This window comes from Solirubrobacter ginsenosidimutans (genome assembly GCF_027587205.1).
Window position 1 is genome coordinate 31,902 of the sequence record NZ_JAPDOD010000020.1, and the last position, 17,615, is coordinate 49,516.

The window sequence follows — 17,615 nt, forward strand, 5'->3', positions numbered from 1 at the left end:
GATACGAAGAATTCCGACTTCCGTGTCGGTTGTATCATGAAACCGATGCGGTCGAGGAGGGTCCACTACGGCTGGGTGGTGGCCGGGGCCGGGTTCACGGCGCTGCTCGCGTCCGCGGCGTTCCGGGCCGTTCCGGGCGTGCTGATGGTGCCGTTGCAGGACGAGTTCGGGTGGAGCCGGGCGACGATCTCCGCCGCGGTCGCGATCAACCTGGTCGTGTTCGGGCTCTCGGGGCCGTTCTCGGCGGCCCTGGTCGAACGGGTCGGTCTGCGGCGCGTGGTCACGGTGGCGTTGGCGCTGATCGCGGCGTCGGCGGGCCTCACCGTGTTCGTCACCCATCCGTGGCAGCTCTACCTCCTCTGGGGCGTCGTGACCGGCGCGGCGACCGGTGCCGTGGCCCCGGTGCTGGCGGCGATGATCGCCACGCGCTGGTTCCACGCGCGCCGCGGCCTGGTCGTCGGCCTGCTCACGGCGGCGAATTCGACCGGCCAGCTGATCTTCCTGCCGCTGATGTCGCACATCGAGATGGAGGGCTGGAAGTGGGTGATGATCGTGCCGGGCGGCGCGGCGCTGCTCGCGCTCCCGGTCGCCGGGCTGCTGCTGCGCGATCGCCCGTCGGACCTCGGGCTCCCGCCCTACGGCAGCGACGTGATCGAGCCCGCGCGCCCCGGGGCGAACGCGGGCAACGCCGTCGCGATCCTGCGCGAGGCGATGCGCACCGGCACGTTCTGGGCGCTGGCGGCGTCGTTCTTCGTGTGCGGGGCGACGACCGTGGGCCTGATCGCCGTGCACTTCATCCCCGCCGCGCACGATCACGGCATGCCGGCCACGACCGCCGCGTCGATGCTCGCCGCGATGGGCATCCTCGACATCGCCGGCACGACCGCGTCCGGCTGGCTGACCGACCGGACCGACCCGCGGCGGCTGCTGTTCTGGTACTACGCGCTGCGCGGCCTCTCGCTCGTCCTGCTCTCCAACGCGCTGGCCACCCAGAGTTACACGCTGGTCCTGTTCGTCGCGTTCTACGGGCTGGACTGGATCGCCACCGTCCCGCCCACGGTCGCCATCACGGCGCGCAGGTTCGGGCCGGAGAAGTCGAGCGTCGTGTTCGGGTGGGTGTTCACGTTCCACCAACTCGGCGGCGCGGCGGCGGCCTACGGCGCCGGCCTCGTGCGCGGCTGGCAGGGCGACTACCTGCCGGTCTTCATCGCCAGCGGGGTCCTCTGCGCGATCGCGGCGGTGATCGTGCTGCGGATCCCCCCGATGCGCCCCACCCCGGCGCCTCTCCCCGCGACCGCACCGGCCACTCCCTAAGCTTCCGGACCGTGTCGTCCGAGGACATCGACGGGCTCGACGCGCGCCTGCTGCTGATGCTGCGCGCGCACCCACGTGTGGGCGTGGTGGAGATCGCCCGCCGGCTCGGCGTCGCGCGCGGAACCGTGCAGTCGCGGATGGACAAGCTCTCCCAGCGCGGCGTGATCACCGACTTCGGGCCGGCCATCGAGCCGTCCGAGATGGGCTACCCGGTGCTCGCCTTCATCTCGCTCGAGATCGTCCAGGGGCGCCTCGAGGAGGCCGTCGCGGGGCTGGAGCGGGTCCCGGAGGTGCTCGAGGTCCACGGGGTGACCGGTGACCGCGACCTGCTGTGCCGCGTCGTGGCGCGCGACAACACCCACCTGCAGGACGTCATCAACGCGATGCTGCACACCGGCGCGGTCCAGCGCTCGACGAGCGCGATCTCGATGACGCGCCAGATCCCTTACAGGATCGAGCCGCTGATCTCGGCGGCGGGCACCGACCGGTAGGTGAGGACCACCATCGGCTCGGCGTCGGTGATGTGCCAGCCGGGCTCGCCGAGCAGCGCCGCGATCTCGTCCCGGCACTCCTCGTAGGCGCGGGTGCGGGCGGCGTGCCAGTCGGCCTCGCCGGGTTCGGGATCGACCATGAACGGCTCGATCTCGCCGAACGGGAGGACCGCCACGCGGACGACTTCCACGACGCCGTGCCGGCGCCCGGTGTGGTCGAAGACCGGAAGGCGCTGGCCGATCCGCGGCGGGCCGCCTTCCAGCTCCCACTCGCGCGCCAGCGAGACGCCCGTGGTGCGGGTGCCGGCGAGCAGTTGCTCGATCTTGCGCAGCCCGGTGCCGCCGTCGGTGTCGTGGCCGAACTCGAGGAACGGGTCCGTCGCGGTGCGCCAGGCGGCCAGCGGGATCGTGGCCTGCAGCGTGGTTCCGACTCGTTGCGGGCTGGTGACGTCGAGCCGGCCGCCCAGGGCCTCGACGCGCGCCTGCAGACCCTGGAGCCCGGTGCCGCGGGTGGGGCAGGCGCCGCCGGTGCCGTCGTCGCTGACGGTCGCGACGAGCGTGCGGCCGTGGAGGGCGACGTCGACCTCGAGGCGGGTGGCCTCGGCGTGCTTGAGGGCGTTCGAGAGCGCCTCGGAGACGAGGAACCAGATCGTCGCCTCGACCACCTCGGGGAGGCGGCGTTCGGGGAGGCCGAGGACGTCGATCGCGAGCGGCGACTGGGCGGAGAGCGCCGCGAGGGCGTTGGGGAGGCCGCGCTCGAGCCCGACCGGGTGCAGCCCGCGGGCCAGCTCGCGCAGCTCGCGCCCGGCCAGCGAGGCCTGCTCGCGGGCGGCGGCGATGCGGGTGTGGGCGCCCTCGGGGTTCTGCTGCAGCTCGCGTAGCGCGAGGTCGATCGCCTGCCCGAGCACGACGAGCCGCTGCTGCGCGCCGTCGTGCAGGTCGCGGCCGATACGGCGGCGCTCCTCGTCGGCGGCGTGGACGGCCCGCGCGCGGCTGGCCACGACCTCGTCGGCGCGGGCGCGCAGGGCCCGCTCGTGGCGGCGGCGGTCCAGCTCCGCTCCGGCGCGGGCGGCGAAGACCTGCAGCGCGTGCAGCTCGGTCGGCGTGGGGTCGACCGGGCGGGTCGAGATGACGCCGATGTGGCCGATCGCGCGGGTGTCGGCGCCGAGCAGGGGGATCGCGAGGTAGCCGTCGAGGGCGTGGCCGGCGAGGAACTCGTCCTGGGGGTAGAGCCGTTGGGCGCCGGTCGATACGACCAGCAGCTCGCAGCTGTAGGCGTCCTCGCAGGGGGTGCCTTCGAGGGCGAACTCGAAGCCCTCGGGCAGCTCCATCCCGGGCGCGTGGGCGGAGGCGATCGTGCGCGCGTAGCCGGGACGGTGCTCGATCAGCTCGGCGATGAAGGCGACTTCGGCGTCAAGTGCCGCGGCGAGCTCCTGCACGAGCCGGCGCAGGAACGCGGCGCCGACGACGCCGGCGGTTCCGGCGGCGAGCCGGCCGAGGAGGTCGCGCTCGCGGATCTCAGCTGGGGAGGCGGCCATAGGGCGAAGCGCAAGGCTAACCGGGGCGCTGGGGCGCCGACAGTGGAGCTGACTGCTGCGGTGAGTACGGTTACCTCCCCTCATGGAACGCCTCACGCCGCCGTTCGTCCGCAGCCACGATCACGCTCTCGGTTCGGCCGGGCCGGTCCTGGTCGTCTTCGGGGACTACGAGGACCCGGAGACCGCCGCGTGCGACCGCGCGGTGATGGAGCTGCGCTCGCGCTGGGACGGGTTCGTGTATGCGTGGCGGCACCTGCCGATCGGCGAGCTGCACCCGGCCGCCAACGGTGCCGCGCTGGCCGCCGAGGGCGCGGCCGAGCAGGACGCGTTCTGGGCCTATCACCACGTGCTGCTCGCGCGTCAGGATGCGCTGTCCGTGCCCGACCTTCTCAACTATGCGGGGCAGATCGGGCTCGAGGTGGCGCAGTTGATGGACGACATGCTCGAAGGGCGCCATACCGAGCGGGTGCTCGACGACGTGCGCTCGGCGGTCTCCTCGGGCGTGCTGGCGACGCCCGGGCTGTTCGTGGAGGGCGTGCGGTGGGAGGGCGGCTGGGAGCCGGACGCGCTGGAGGGCGCGCTGCGTGCAGCCCTGGCCGGGTGAGGTCCTCGACGAGCGCTCGGGGGAGATCGCCGTCGGGTTCGCCGCGCTGCTGACGCGCCAGGCGGCGTGGCGGCACCGGCGGGTGGAGACGATCTCAGTGCTCTCGCACGAGCGGGTGCGGCGGCACGTGTCGGTGGACTTCACGGTGCCGGCGGCGCATCGCGACGAGCTCGCGCTGTCCGAAGGCGAGTGGGTCGTGCCGCTCGCTTATCTGGCGAAGCGCCTGCTGGTCAACTTCGACCTGTTCATGGAGGACGAGGCCGCGGTGCCGCTGCTGCGCTCCGACGAGGCGCAGCTGATCTCCCGCGAGCTGCTGTACGTGATGCTCGACCTCGACACGGAGGAAGCGGTCGAGGCCGACGTGGGCCCGTTGATCGAGTGGATCCTCGCGGCGGGGCCGGGGGAGGAGGACGCCGTCGACGCGGCGGTGGGCGAGTTGGAGGACACGCTCGGCTCGCTGCCGGGGTTCGTCGCTTTGGCGGAGCAGCTGACCCGTGGGTTTCTGCTGTGCGCGGTGGTGGGTGACGTGTCGCGGCGGCGGGTGATCAAGTTCGCCTACGACCAGCCGCTGGCGCGGCCGGCGCGCTCGGTGCACTTCTACGACACGCCCGGGTGCACGGAGGCGGCCTCGTATCACGCCGAGGTCGACGTGCCGGACGAGATGCGGGCGCGGACGACGAACATGATCGACAACCTGACCGGCGAGGTGCTCGCGAGCGGGCCGCGGGACGCGGACCGGCCCGCGATCCATTACGTCGCGGCGGCCGAGGCGCGGGTGCTACCGGGGCTGATCGTCCGTTACGGGACCGAGCGGGGACGGTTCCTCGTTCCCGCCATGCTCGTGGCGTGGGTGATCGCTTTGGGCCTGACCCTGCCGTGGCTGTTCGCGGACCTGCCGTCGCTGGCGGGCTCGCCCAGCCCCGCGATCGCGATCCTGCTGTCCTCGTCGGCGATCTTCTCCGGGCTGGTGCTGCGCAGCGGCGAGCATCCGCTCGTGCGGCTCATGCTCGCGCCGTACCGGCTCTGCCTCGTGGCGGCGACGGTGGCGGTCGTCGTCGCGGGTGGCACGCTCGCGTTCCACGCGTCGGACGGGACGCTTCGGTGGGTATGGGGTCTCGGCGCCCTTGTGGCCGTCCTCTCGGCCAGTATCCTGAGTGTTGAAGCCGCGCGGGCTCCCGCGGCGGCCAGGGATCGTTAGATGGGCTCAATCCGCCGAATCTTCCGCCGCGAACCGGAATCCCTCAAAGGGATACGGGAACGGTCGGCCGTGGTCCGGTCGGCGGAGATCGCCGGCCCGGCGTTCCCGCGCCCCGTCAGCGGTGAAGAGGCGCGCGCCGCATTGGAGCGCTCCCGCGCCCGCCGCGCCGCTGCGGGCCCTGGAACCGCCTAGAGGTTCCTGCGGTCCGGCAGGCCGATGCTGAGCGCGTAGGCGCTGAGTCCGACCAGCGCCGCCATCAGGGCGTACCACAGGGCGCCGCCGCTGACGTCGGCGTCGTGCAGGACGGGGAGCAGGAGCAGGAGCACGCTCCAGCAGCCGAGCGTGGCGTAGGGGATGATCGCGTCGGCGGGGCGCCGCATCCCGATCGCGCAACTGATCAGCATCGTGCCGAACAGCGCGTACCAGGCGGCGACGGCGCGGGCGAGGAGCGGCGTCAGCGGCCACAGCCAGTGTTTGCCGAGATCGACGGGGGCGGCGAAGAGCGCGATCGCGCCCGCGAGGATGCCGGCGCCGAGGATGGCGCTGGCGATTCTTACGACGTTGAGCTTCGGGTCGGCCTGCGGCTCCGGGTCGGCGTTGGCGCGCTGGCGGAACACGAGGTAGGGCACCGCGAACGGCACGACCGCGTACACGAACGTCCACACCCAGGTGGGCGGGTAGTCGAACTTGAAGCGGTCGTTGTGGATCAGGGTCGCGGTGAAGAGGCTGGTCGCCAGCACCCAGAGCGCGATCGGCAACGTGGAGAACGTGCGCCAGCGGGTCGCGAACGCGAGCACGAGGCCGGTCGCGAGCGTGCCCGCGAGGAACCCCGCGCCGATGAACGCGGCGTTCACGGGCGGCTTGATCGACCAGGCGTAGTGCGTCTCCGCCTGCGCGGGCAGGAAGTACAGGAAGAGGCCGTTGGCCGCCGCGAGGATCGCCAGCACCCAGATCCCGGCCCGCGTGAGCGGTTGCACCCGCCCCGCCACGCCCACGTTCACGACTGTTGAGTCCATCTGTGCCGTAGACACCAGAAGACCCTCCCAAATTCCCGCCCACGAGGAAAGGGGGGCAACACCACCCCCGAGAGTGAGGCGGGTGAACCCCAGCGCCCCTGTGAGGGGGTCAGACCCCTTAATATTGCGAGCCCAGTCCCAGAGCCAAAAGAATTGTTAAGGGGTCTGACCCCCCTTTGGTGGGTGCTGGTCGGGTGAGACCAAGGTGGGGTGTCGCGGGCGGGCGTTCGGATCGACCGTGGGTGGGTGCCTCGGAACTGGATCTGGGTCTTGGTGGCGGTCACGCTCGTGGGTGGGGTGCTGCGGGCGCGGGTGGCGCTGGAACCCAACGGGCGCCAGTCGGCCGACGAGCACTCCTACGTGAACGTGGCGCTCGGCCTCGCCGATCGTGGGCGCTACGGGAGGCAGAGCCTGCACTGGCCGCCGGGCGCGCCGGTGGCGTTCGCGGTCGCGGCGAAGCTGAGCGGGCGGGTGCAGCGGGGGCCGGTGCCCGACATCCCCGCCGCGTACTGGGTCCAGTGGCTGGCGGGCACGGCGCTGATCCCGCTCGCGTTCGCCCTCGCGGTCGCGACGTGCCGCGCCGCCACGCCGCTCCCACGCGGGGCGCTGTGGGCCGGACTCGTGGCCGCGGTCGCCGTCGCGACCTACCCGCCGCTGATCGACGCGACGGGTGACCTGCTGTCAGAGCCGCTCGGGGCGCTGTGGTTGACCGCGGCGCTGCTCGCGCTCGCGTGCCGGCGACCGGCCCTCGGCGGCGCGCTGCTCGCCGCCGCGGTGCTCACGCGGGCGAACCTGCTGGTGCTGATCCCGGTGCTCACGGTCGTCCTCGGGCGGCGCGGTGGGCTGCGGTTCGCGGTGGCGGCGATCGTGCCGGTCGCGGCGTGGTCGCTGCACGTCGGCGCACCGGTCACGACCGGCGGCGGGAGCTCGCTGTTCGTCGGCACCTACTTGCCCGGCCACGGCACGCTCCCCGGCGCCAAGCGGGCGCTGAAGGCGGAGACGATCCGGTTCGCGCCCGAGCTGAGGGGGCGCCACGCGAGGGATCTGCCGGGCGAGCGGGTGATGGACGCGGTCGCCGCGCGGCGACCGGCGAGCGATCGGGACACCGCGCTGCGCGACGCGGCGCTCGCGAACCTCGCCACCTACCCGCGCGAGCACCCCGGGCGCTTCGCGGCGATGGTGGCGGGCAAGCTGCCGCGGCTGTGGCTCGGGCCGGCACGCGGCGAAGGCCGCACGCCCGCGGTGCTGCGGCTCTGGCACGCGCTGCTCGTGCTCGCGGCGTTCGCGGGCATCCTCGCCGGACGCAACCGGACGATGCTCGCCGTGCTGGTCGCGCTCACGCTCTTCCATCTGCTCGCGGGCGCGATGCCCCGCTACGCGCTCCCGCTCCTGCCCGCGCTGATCGCGACCGGCTGCGCGGGCTGGGCGCAACGCCGGCTCGATGCGGGCGGCGCCCACCGTCTCGCACCGCTCGAGCGCGCCGCGGACCGGGAAGTGACGCCCCGTCCGGTGGGCGCGCCGATACAGGCTTAGCCGCGCACGACTTCGAGCGTGCGCGCGTACTCGGCGCCGCTGATGCGCGCGTCGATCAGCGCCGGGCCTTCGCTCGCGGCCGCCTCGCGGATCGCCAGCCGAAGCGCCGCCTCCTCCTCGACGACCCAGCTCGCCACGCCGAGCCCTTCGGCCACGGTGGCGAAGCCGACCGGGCCGAAGTCCAGCCGGGCGCGATCGTGGCCCTTGGCCTCGTGCTTGATCCGGATCAGGCTGAGGCTCGCGTCGTCGAGCACGACCACCAGGACGCGGGCGCCGAGCCGCACCGCCGTCTCGAGCTCGAACGCCCCGTAGGCCATCCCGCCGTCCCCGGTGATGGCGACCGCGAGCCCGTCACGCGCCGCGGCGATCGCGGACGGCACCGCGAACCCCATCGTCGCCAGGCCGTTGGAGATCAGGAACCGGCGCGGCGCGTGCGCGCGCCAGAACCAGGTCGCGGGGAACATGTGCGCGCCGGCGTCGACCGCGACGGGCGTGTCGGCCGGCAGCTCATGGACGAGCGCCTCGATCACCCGCCAGCCGGTCAGGGCGCTGTCGGACTCGATCCGGAGCGCGCTCAGCGCCTGCTCGCGATGCGCGCCGGCATCGCCCCACTGCCGCGAACCCGGCAGCCGCTCGGTGAGCTCGGCGACGCCGGTCGCGAGGTCGCCGATCCAGGTCACTGCGGGCGCGCCGTAGTCGGCGCCGAGCGCGCACGTCCGCAGGGCGAACACGGGCGCGCTGTGGGGCCACGACTTGGTCAGGAGCTCGACGGGGTCGAGCCCGACGGTGAGGATCGCGTCCGCGGCGTCGAGCAACGGCGCCTCGAGCGCCCCGCCCGTGAGGATGCCGGCCCAGAGCGGGTGCCGCTCGTCGAGGACGCCCTTGGCCTTGTACGTGGTGAGGACCGGCGCCCCGAGCCGCTCGGCGAGCTCTTGCAGCGCCCCGTCGCTGAGGGCGCGGGAGGCCTCCAGGCCGGCCAGCAGGACGGGATGGCGGGCGGGGGAGAGCGCGTCGGCGATCGCGGCGAGGTCGGCGCCGTGGGGCGAAGCGGCGGGCGGCGCGGCCGGGTCGGCACCACGGGGCGGCGCGGAGTGGACGGGCGGAGCGGCGCAGCCGTCGCCGAGCGGCGCCGCGAGGTCGGCGCCGGGCGGAGCGCCGAGCGGCGCGGCGGGGTCGGCGCCGTGGGGCGTAGCGGCGAGATCGGCGTCGTGGGGCGGCGCGGCGACCGCGACCTCCCCACCCACCGTGCGCGGCATGTCGAGGTGCACCGCCCCGCAGGGCGCCGCGGACGCCACCGCCAGCGCGTGGTCGAGCAGCGCGCCCACCCCGCGAGCACCCACCGTCGCCGACCACTTGACGACCGGCGCGAGCAGCGCGCGCTGGTCGAGGATCTGGTGGCCCGTGGTCGTGAGCTCGGCGTCGGTGTAGCGGTCGGACAACACGATCAGCGGCACGCGATCCAGATGCGCGTGGGCGACGCCGTTGACGACGCTCGTCAGGCCTGGGCCGTTACCCACCACGACGACGCCGGGCACGCCGGAGAGCTCCGCGGTCGCGCACGCCATCAGCGCCGCCGACACCTCGGTGTGGCTCAGCACGAACTCGATCCCCACCGACGAGAACGCCTCGATCAGGTCGAGGTTGCTCCCTCCGCCCGGGAAGCCGAACGCGCGCGACACGCCGCCCGCGGCCAGCCGCGCGGCGATGAGCTCGGCGACCGTCAAGCCCGCGCGGCGGCGAGTTCCACGAACGGGTCCAGCGCCGCGGGGTTCGCCAGCGAGTCCCGCGCCGCGGCCTTCTCGGGCGGCATCCCCATCAGGATCCGCTTGACCGGGAGCTCGAGGACCTTGCCGCTGAGCGTCCGCGGCACCTCGTCGATCGCGATGACCTCGGACGGCACGTGGCGCGGGGAGCAGTCCTCGCGCACCCGCTTGCGGATCTCCGCGATCACCTCGTCGGTCAGCGGCGCGCCGTCACGCATGACCACGAACAGCGGCATCCAGGCGTCGGCGCCCTCCACCGGGATGTCGACCACCAGCGCGTCGACCAGCGCATCGACGGCCAGCACCGCGCGGTAGATCTCGGCCGTGCCCATTCGGATGCCGCCGCGGTTGATCGTCGCGTCCGAGCGGCCGCTGATGATCGCGGTGCCGCGCTCGGTGATCTCGATCCAGTCCCCGTGGCGCCACACGCCGGGGTAGGTGTCGAAGTACGCCTCGCGGTAGCGCGAGCCGTCCTCGTCGCCCCAGAAGTAGATCGGCATCGAGGGCATCGGCTCGGTCAGGACCAGCTCGCCGACCTGACCCACGTGGGCCACGCCCTCGGGGTCCCAGGACTCGATCGCGGCGCCCAGCGCCCGCGCCTGCAGCTCGCCCTCGTAGACCGGCTCCAGCGGCGTCCCGCCCACGAACGCCGTGCAGAGGTCGGTGCCGCCGCTGGTCGAGAACAGCCAGGTGTCGGCGCCGACGTGCTCATACACCCACCGGAACCCCTCGGGAGAGAGCGGCGAACCGGTCGAGCCGACCGCCTTCAACGCCGAAAGGTCGCGCCCGGAAGCCGGCTCGATCCCCGCCTTCATGCACGACCCGATGTACGACGCGCTCGTTCCGAACGTCGTCATCCGCGTCCGCGCCGCGAAGTCCCACAGCACATTGAGATCCGGGTAGCCGGGCGAGCCGTCGAACAGGAGCACGGTCGCCTCGGTCAAGAGCCCCGAGACGATGAAGTTCCACATCATCCAGCCGGTCGTCGTGAACCAGAACAACCGGTCGCCCGCCTGCGCGTCGAGGTGCAGGTGCAGCATCTTCAGGTGCTCGAGGAGGATCCCGCCCTGGGACTGCACGATCGCCTTCGGCAAGCCGGTCGTCCCCGACGAGTAGAGCACCCAGAGCGGGTGCTCGAACGGCACGCGCTCGAAGGTCAGCGCCTCGTTGGAGGCCGTCAACGCGGTCCAGCTCTCCTCGCCGACGACAAAGGTCCCACCCAGACCGGGCATCGCGTCGATGACCGCGTCCAGCGCTTCGCTGCGGTCGAACTCGCGTCCGTTGTAGCGGTACTTGCGCACGGCCAACAGCACCTTCGGCGAGATCTGCTCGAAGCGGTCGATCACGCTGCGCGCCCCGAAGTCCGGCGAGCAGGACGACCACACCGCACCCAGCGAGGCGCAGGCCAGGAACGCCGCCGCGGTCTCGGGGATGTTGGGCATGTAGGCGACGACGCGGTCGCCACGCCCGACGCCCTGCGCCCGCAGCCCGGCGGCGATCCGCTGCGTCAGCTCCCGCAGCTCGCCCCAGGTCCATTCCACGTCCTCGCGATCCTCGCCGCCCGCGATCAGCGCCGGCGCGTCGTCGGAGCGCCCGCGGAACGCGTGCTCGGCGTAGTTGACGGTCGTCCCCGGGAACCACTCCGCGCCGGGCATCTTCCGCGACGCCAGCACGGTGTCGCCGCGCTCGCCGACCTCGAAGCGATCCCAGATCGAGCCCCAGAAGCCGTCGAGGTCCTGGACCGACCAGCGCTGCAGGTCTCCGTAGGTCTCGAAGCCCCGCTCGCGCATGTATTTCGCCATGGTGGCGCGCTCGAGCAGCTCGGTCGGAGGGGTCCAGAGGATCGGCGGGGTCATCGTCAGCCATGATGCCATCCGTGCTGCGCACCGTGACCGCCACGCGTTACGTGACGCCCCTTCGGGAGGGAGGCTCGCTCCCGGGCATCGTCGAGGCCGACGACGACGGCCTGTACGTCCTGAAGTTCCGCGGCGCGGGCCAGGGCCCGAAGGCGCTCGCGGCGGAGATCGTCGCGGGGGAACTCGCCCGCGACCTGGGTCTCCCGATCCCCGAGTTGGTGCTGATCGACCTGGACCCGGCGCTCGGCGCGGCCGAGCCCGACCCCGAGATCCAGGAGCTGATCGCGGCGAGCGAGGGGATCAACCTCGGCGTCGACTTCCTCCCCGGCTCGCTGCCCTACAACCCCGCCCAGCCGCCCGATCCCGAGCTCGCGGCGAACATCGTCTGGCTCGACTCGCTCGTGACCAACGTGGACCGCACGCCGCGCAATCCGAACCTGCTGCGCTGGCACTCCAACCTGTACCTGATCGACCACGGCGCGGCCCTGTACGCCTTCCACGCGCCGGACCCGCTCGACCGCGCCCGCGGCACCTTCCCCGCGATCCGCGACCACGTCCTGCTGGGCGAGGCGGGCTCGATCGTCGACGCGGATACGCGCCTCGCCGGCAAGGCCGATCCCGCGCCCGCGGCCGCGCTGGTGCCGGAAGCGTGGGCGGACGGCCTCCCCTACGCGGAGTTCCTGGCCAAGCGCCTGGAGGGCCCGCGCGAGTGGGTCGACGAGGCCGAGCGGGCGCGGGAAGCGCGATGACGAAGCGCCAGCCCTTCCAGTACGCCGCGCTGCGGATCATCCCGCGCGTCGAGCGCGGCGAGGCGGTCAACGCCGGCGTCGTGCTGTTCTGCCGCCCGCTGCGCTTCCTCGGCGCCCGCACCCACCTCGACGAGCCGTTGCTCGCGGCGCTCTCGCCCGGCTGTGACGCCGGGGAGGTCCGGCAGCTGCTGACGACGATCGAGCACATCGCCCACGGCGACCCCCAGGGCGGCGCGATCGCGCAGCTCCCGGCGAGCGAGCGCTTCCACTGGCTCGTCGCGCCCGCGAGCACGATCGTCCAGGCCGGCCCGGTCCACACGGGTCTCACGAGCGAGCCCGAGGCCGAGCTCGATCGCTTGTTCGGGAAACTCGTCGAGCGGTGAGTGGAACTTTCCGCTCTCGGGAAACGTATACAGAAGCATGCGTCGTGGCGACCGGATGAGTGCCTAGACTCGAACGCTCGGAAATGCCTTACCTGTCGTGTTCCAGTTGTGGCTTGCGGACATACGCCGTGAGCGAGGGGACGTGCCCCTCATGCCTGACGCCGCTGCGTCGTCCGAATCCTCCGGCAGGGCCGCGGCCCGCCGCTCTGGATCGTGACGGCCAGGTGCGCGCCAAGCTCGCGATGGCGTGTCGCGAGCTCGACGCGGATGCCGCGCTGCTCTCGGAGATCCGCGCGGGTCGCGAGAACGTCCGCTGGGGCGCTGGGGAAGCCGGCTACGTCGGCATCTCGATGCTCTTGAGCGACACGGTCTGCGGCCGCCTGCTCGACGGCCGGATCGGCAACATCGTCTCCGACGCCACGCTCGAGGAGTCGCTCAACCAGCTCGCGGGTGTCACGGACGGCACCGTCCGCGCCTACATCGGTGTCCCGTTCGAGACCGAGGACGCGCGCGCCTACGTGCTGTGCTGCCTCGCGCGGGAGGCGCGGCCGGATCTCGGCGAGGCTGACGTCCGCTTCCTGCAGGGCGTCGCCGAGAGCCTGCGGCCGCTGCTCGAGACTTCGTGAGGCCGCTCAAGATCCTGTTCGCCGCGCTGCTGCTCGCGGGCTGCGGCGGGTCGAGCGGCGGGGGAGCGGCGACGGCGCCCACCGAGAGCGCCGCGGCGACCGCGAGTGGCGGCGGCCAGGCGGCCAAGAGCACGGCGAAGGCCGCCGCGGTGCGCCTGCAGAAGGTCGGCTCGTTCGACTCACCGGTGTACGTCACGTCCCCGCCGGGGGACACCAGCCGGCTGTTCGTCGTCGAGCAGGGCGGGAAGGTCCGCGTGATCAAGAACGGCAAGACGCTCGACACCCCGTTCCTCGACGTCAGCGACAAGATCGTGTCCGGCTCCGAGCAGGGTCTGCTGTCGATCGCGTTCGCACCCGACTACGCGGCCAGCGGGCTCTTCTACGTCTTCTACACGGACACCGACGGCAACGAGACCGTCGTCGAGTACCAGCGCAGCTCCGACGACGTGGCCGATGCAGGCTCGGCACGCAAGCTCTTCACGGTGCAGGACCCCGAGCCCAACCACAACGGCGGGCTGCTCCTGTTCGGCCCCGACAAGCACCTCTACATCGGGATCGGCGACGGCGGCGGCGCCGGCGACCAGCACGGCCCGCGCGGCAACGCCCAGAACCTCGGGACGCTGCTCGGCAAGATCCTGCGGATCGACCCGAAGGCGAGCGGCGGCAAGCCGTACGCGGTCCCGTCCGACAACCCGTTCGTGAACCGCTCCGGCGCCAAGCCCGAGATCTACAGCTACGGCCTGCGCAACCCGTGGCGCTTCTCGTTCGACCGCTCGACCGGCGATCTGGCGATCGGCGACGTCGGCCAGAACGAGGTCGAGGAGATCGACTTCGTGCGCAAGGGCAAGGGCCGCGGGGCGAACTTCGGCTGGCGGCCCTTCGAGGGCAACGACCGCTTCGCGCCCGGCGAGAGCGCGCCCGGAGCGATCAAGCCGGTGATCACCGAGCGCCACGAGGACGGCAACTGCTCGATCACGGGCGGGATCATCATCCGCGACCCGGCGCTCTCGTCGTGGCGCGGGCGCTACGTGTTCGGCGACTACTGCCGCGGCGTGATCCAGACCGCGGTGCTCGCGAGCGGCAAGGCGAGCAACCTCACCGACCGCAAGCTGAAGGTCTCACAGCTGTCGTCCTTCGGGGAGGACGCCCGCGGGCGCGTCTACGCGACCTCGCTCGACGGCCCGGTCTACCGTTTCGTGCAGTGATCGAGATCGAGCGCATCCTCGCGCCCAACCCGGGCCCGCTGACGCTGACCGGGACCAACACGTGGGTCGTCGGCCGCGACCCGGCGTGGGTGGTCGACCCGGGGCCGGTGATCGACGCGCACCTCGATGCCGTCGCCGCCGCCGTGGCCGAGCGGGGCGGGGCCGGCGGGATCGCGCTCACCCATCGCCATGCCGATCACTCCGAGGGGGTGGACGCCTTGCGCGAGCGGCTCGGCGGCACCGTCGCGCTCGGCTCGTTCGACAACGTGCTCGAGGGTCACACCTTCGGGCCGTTCGACGTCCTCTACATCCCCGGCCACGCCGACGATCACCTCGTCTTCGTCGCCGGCAGCGCCGCCTTCACCGGCGACACGGTGCTGGGGCAGGGGAGCGTGTTCGTCAGCGGCCGGCTGCGCGAGTACCTCGACGGGCTGCGCCGCCTGCGCGCGCTCGAACTCGAGCTGATCCTTCCGGGGCACGGCGATCCGGTCACCGACCCCGCGGCGAAGCTCGACCAGTACCTCGCCCACCGCGCCGACCGCGAACGCAAGCTGCTGGCCGCGCTGGCCTCGGGGGCGAGCACCGAGGACGAGCTGCTCGACGCCGCGTGGGACGACGCACCGCCCGAGGTCCGCCAGTTCGCAGCCATCTCCATGCGCACGCACATGGAGAAGCTGCGAGAGGAAGGCCTAGCCCCTTAGACGCTCTTGTCCGAGCGCCAGCGCCGCGGTGAGCGGCGTGGTGCCGGTGGCGGCGGCGGAGTCGAAGATCGTGCGCAGCGAGTCTCCGACGACGCGGACGTTCGTCTCGGCGCGAGCGGGGTCATAGCCGGACGGCTCGAGCTCGACGCAGATGTTGATGATCCCGCCCGCGTTGCAGACGAAGTCCGGCGCCCAGAGGATGCCGCGCTCCGCGATCTGCGCCTCGAGCGAGTCGTCGGCCAGCTGGTTGTTCGCCGCGCCGGCGATCGCCTTGCAGCGCAGCGCCGGGACCGTCTCGTCGTTGAGGACGCCGCCGAGCGCGCAGGGGGCGACCAGGTCGACCTCGGCCGTCATCGCCGAGAGCGGGTCCGTCCAGGTCGCGCCGAGGCGCTCGGCCAGCTCGCGCTTGGACTGGTCGACGTCGGCGACGACGAGCTCCGCGCCGCCCTCGTGCAGGAGCTCCGCCAGCCGGCCGCCGACGCTGCCCAGGCCGATCACGGCGATGCGGCGGCCGCTGGGGTCACCGGTGCCGAACACCCGCTCGAGCGTCGCGCGGACGGCGACCTCGCAGCCGATCGCGGTCCACGGGCTCGGATCGCCGCTCCCCGTGGCCAGACCGGTGACGTGCGAGGTCCGGCCGGCGATGACCTCCATGTCCGGCTCGCCCGTGCCGACGTCTTCGGCGGTCAGGTAGTCGCCGCCGAGCGCCTCGACGGTGTCGCCGAAGTCCTGCAGCACCGCCTCGCGGCGCTCGGGGGAGAGCGGGGGCTCGTCCGGGCGCAGCATGATCACGCCCTTGCCGCCGCCGAGGGGAAGCCCTGCGACCGCGGCCTTGAAGGTCATTGCGCGCGAGAGGCGCAGCACGTCGCGCACGGCGGCGCGAGCGTCGTCGTAAGTCCACATCCGGCAGCCGCCGAGCGCGGGGCCGCGAGCCGTCGAATGGACGGCAACCATGGTGAACAGCCCGGACCGGCGACCGCGCCGGACGAGCAGCGATTCGTGTGCGAGTGGCTCTGGGTAGTCGATGCCCGCGAGCCTAGCGGCCGCCCACGGTGCGGACGGTGAAGGCGCGTTAGCGCGCTATGTCAGGGGCCCAACCGGGCGTGCCCCCGATGGCCGGCTCAGCCGCCCGCGGGCGGCGGGGCGTCCACGGGCGCCGGAGCCTCGACTCCACCGCCGGCGGGTGGCGTCGCGGGCTGCTCGGACGTCGTCGCCGGTGCGGGCGTGGCCTGCGGCGTGTTGGCGATCGGCGCGACGGGAGCGGTCGGCGTCGTCGTCGCGACCGGCGTCGGCGTGACGCTCGCGTCAGGGGCGCGAACGCCGCCGGACGCGTCCTGCGTGTCGCCCACGGCGGTCGCCACGGGCGTGTCGGGCCGCTCCAGCGCCACCGGGACGGTGGTCACCTTCTTCTCCTTCAGCGCGCGGGTCTCGGTCGCCGGCTTGGCCTTCCGCTTCGCTGCTGCCGCCGGTGCGGCCGCTGCTGTCGCGTGCGCCGGCGTGAGCGTCGACGGCTGCGGAGCGGTGCGCACGGGCGCCGAGATCGGCGCGGGCGCGGACTGGGCCGGGCGGCTGTGAACGGTCTTCGTCGCGTGGGCGGGCGCTACGGGCGCCTTCTCGGCGATCTGGTGGTTGACCTCGACCGCGCCACCGGTCGCGATCGCCGCGGTGCAGACGACCGCCGCGACCTTGCAGGCCGTCGCGGTCGCGAGGCCGCCACCGGCCACCGCGGCACCCGCGCCGCCACCGCCGGCCGCCGCGCCGGCCCCGCCGGCGGCAGAGCCGCCGAGGCCGATCAGCTTGGCCGCGAACGCCAGCGGCCCGACGCCGACCGGCGTCAGCGCGGCGAACGAGCGGCGCATGCCGCGCAGCGCGCCGCGGTAGGAGGCGCAGCTGTCGCAGGTGCGCATGTGCTTGCGGGCGCGTCCGGAAGCCTTGACGCCCTTGTCGTACGCGCGAAGCAGGTCGGCCTGGATCTCGGCGCAGTCGGCGTCACGAGCCTCGGCGGCCTCGACCAGGCCCACGCGAGCGCGGACCAGGAGGGACTTGACCGCGGGGACCGTCACGTCGAGCGCGTTGGCGAGGTCGGCGTAGGTCATGCCGTCCATCTCGCGCATCAAGAGCGCGGAGCGCTGCTGCTCCGGGAGCTGGCCGACGTCGGCGACGAGCTGGCGCAGATCGTCGCGGCGCTGGGCCTCCTCGACCGGGTCGTGCAGCGGCTTGCGGGAGACCTCGAAGATCTCGGCCGCGGGCGGTACCGGGCGGCGCAGATGGTCGATGCAGCGGTTGTGGGCGACGCGGTACAGCCACGCCCGCACGTTCATCTCGCGGTTGTCGTTGCGCAGCGCCCCGTACGCGCGGACGAAGACGTCCTGCAGCACGTCCTCCGCGTCCTGGCGCGAGCCGGCGGAGAGCATCTGGCGCACGTAGGCGAACAACCGCTGGCGGTAGCGGTCGTGGAGGACCCTGAAGGCCTCGTCGTTGCCGCCACGGAAGGCCGCGACCAACTGCTCATCCGAGCGCAGACGCAGCAACCCACCGCCAAGTGGGAAGCGGTGCAGTGCTGCGGGGGCGTGTATCGCTGAGGCTTCCATGAACTGGGGCTCCTGACGCTGCCTTCCCGGCGACTGTAACTGTACGG

At 73.0% G+C, this 17,615-nt stretch carries 16 protein-coding genes; 10 read left to right on the forward strand and 6 right to left on the reverse strand.

Features of this window, described 5'->3' with window-relative positions; translation table 11 throughout:
• Window positions 1-45 precede the first annotated feature (45 nt).
• Both OM076_RS20520 and OM076_RS20525 read left to right on the forward strand, forming a co-directional pair.
• Entirely contained in the window at window positions 46-1,314 is a 1,269-nt protein-coding gene (locus OM076_RS20520) for an MFS transporter (protein ID WP_270041922.1), read from the forward strand.
• Between the two features lie 11 nt (window positions 1,315-1,325).
• A complete protein-coding gene (locus tag OM076_RS20525) occupies window positions 1,326-1,805 on the forward strand; it encodes an Lrp/AsnC family transcriptional regulator (protein ID WP_270041923.1) in 480 nt (159 codons plus the stop codon).
• On the opposite strand, the gene OM076_RS20530 is transcribed toward OM076_RS20525, so the two are convergent.
• The gene (locus OM076_RS20530; protein WP_270041924.1) at window positions 1,760-3,343 is read right to left on the reverse strand and encodes a GAF domain-containing sensor histidine kinase; all 1,584 of its coding nucleotides are present in this window, start codon (window positions 3,341-3,343) and stop codon (window positions 1,760-1,762) included. The genes OM076_RS20525 and OM076_RS20530 overlap by 46 nt on opposite strands.
• A gap of 82 nt (window positions 3,344-3,425) precedes the next feature.
• Here OM076_RS20530 and OM076_RS20535 point away from each other — a divergent pair, with 82 nt between their 5' ends.
• On the forward strand, window positions 3,426-3,947 hold the full coding sequence (locus OM076_RS20535; protein WP_270041925.1) for a DsbA family protein: 522 nt from the start codon (window positions 3,426-3,428) through the stop codon (window positions 3,945-3,947).
• Entirely contained in the window at window positions 3,928-5,145 is a 1,218-nt protein-coding gene (locus OM076_RS20540; RefSeq protein WP_270041926.1) for a hypothetical protein, read from the forward strand. Before OM076_RS20535 ends, OM076_RS20540 begins: the two co-directional genes overlap by 20 nt.
• A gap of 188 nt (window positions 5,146-5,333) precedes the next feature.
• On the opposite strand, the gene OM076_RS20545 is transcribed toward OM076_RS20540, so the two are convergent.
• Window positions 5,334-6,176, reverse strand: a complete 843-nt coding sequence (locus OM076_RS20545) for a hypothetical protein (protein WP_270041927.1) — start codon at window positions 6,174-6,176, stop codon at window positions 5,334-5,336.
• A gap of 231 nt (window positions 6,177-6,407) precedes the next feature.
• Here OM076_RS20545 and OM076_RS20550 point away from each other — a divergent pair, with 231 nt between their 5' ends.
• Window positions 6,408-7,694 carry a hypothetical protein gene (locus OM076_RS20550; RefSeq protein ID WP_270041928.1) on the forward strand — a complete coding sequence of 429 codons (1,287 nt, stop codon included), beginning with the start codon at window positions 6,408-6,410 and terminating at the stop codon, window positions 7,692-7,694.
• Here OM076_RS20550 and OM076_RS20555 read toward each other — a convergent pair.
• Together OM076_RS20555 and OM076_RS20560 are read right to left on the reverse strand one after the other, a co-directional pair.
• Window positions 7,691-9,418: a thiamine pyrophosphate-binding protein gene (locus OM076_RS20555; protein ID WP_270041929.1), complete on the reverse strand. Its 1,728-nt coding sequence runs from the start codon at window positions 9,416-9,418 to the stop codon at window positions 7,691-7,693. The genes OM076_RS20550 and OM076_RS20555 overlap by 4 nt on opposite strands.
• Window positions 9,415-11,313: an acetoacetate--CoA ligase gene (locus OM076_RS20560; RefSeq protein WP_270041930.1), complete on the reverse strand. Its 1,899-nt coding sequence runs from the start codon at window positions 11,311-11,313 to the stop codon at window positions 9,415-9,417. The genes OM076_RS20555 and OM076_RS20560 overlap by 4 nt, the downstream gene beginning before the upstream one ends.
• 11 nt (window positions 11,314-11,324) lie before the next feature.
• Here OM076_RS20560 and OM076_RS20565 point away from each other — a divergent pair, with 11 nt between their 5' ends.
• The 5 genes from OM076_RS20565 (at window position 11,325) to OM076_RS20585 (ending at window position 14,977) form a co-directional block, all read left to right on the forward strand.
• Window positions 11,325-12,062: a HipA family kinase gene (locus OM076_RS20565; protein ID WP_372518067.1), complete on the forward strand. Its 738-nt coding sequence runs from the start codon at window positions 11,325-11,327 to the stop codon at window positions 12,060-12,062.
• Window positions 12,059-12,445, forward strand: coding sequence for a DUF3037 domain-containing protein (locus OM076_RS20570; protein WP_270041932.1), 387 nt, complete (start codon window positions 12,059-12,061; stop codon window positions 12,443-12,445). Before OM076_RS20565 ends, OM076_RS20570 begins: the two co-directional genes overlap by 4 nt.
• A 224-nt stretch (window positions 12,446-12,669) precedes the next feature.
• Window positions 12,670-13,071 (forward strand): hypothetical protein, encoded by a 402-nt coding sequence (locus OM076_RS20575; RefSeq protein ID WP_270041933.1) that lies wholly within the window; start codon window positions 12,670-12,672, stop codon window positions 13,069-13,071.
• A complete protein-coding gene (locus tag OM076_RS20580) occupies window positions 13,068-14,276 on the forward strand; it encodes a PQQ-dependent sugar dehydrogenase (protein ID WP_270041934.1) in 1,209 nt (402 codons plus the stop codon). Before OM076_RS20575 ends, OM076_RS20580 begins: the two co-directional genes overlap by 4 nt.
• A complete protein-coding gene (locus OM076_RS20585) occupies window positions 14,273-14,977 on the forward strand; it encodes an MBL fold metallo-hydrolase (RefSeq protein WP_270041935.1) in 705 nt (234 codons plus the stop codon). The genes OM076_RS20580 and OM076_RS20585 overlap by 4 nt, the downstream gene beginning before the upstream one ends.
• Here OM076_RS20585 and OM076_RS20590 read toward each other — a convergent pair.
• Window positions 14,966-15,931, reverse strand: coding sequence for a Leu/Phe/Val dehydrogenase (locus OM076_RS20590; RefSeq protein WP_270041936.1), 966 nt, complete (start codon window positions 15,929-15,931; stop codon window positions 14,966-14,968). The genes OM076_RS20585 and OM076_RS20590 overlap by 12 nt on opposite strands.
• A 167-nt stretch (window positions 15,932-16,098) precedes the next feature.
• Window positions 16,099-17,568 (reverse strand): RNA polymerase sigma factor, encoded by a 1,470-nt coding sequence (locus OM076_RS20595; RefSeq protein ID WP_270041937.1) that lies wholly within the window; start codon window positions 17,566-17,568, stop codon window positions 16,099-16,101.
• Window positions 17,569-17,615: the final 47 nt, after the last annotated feature.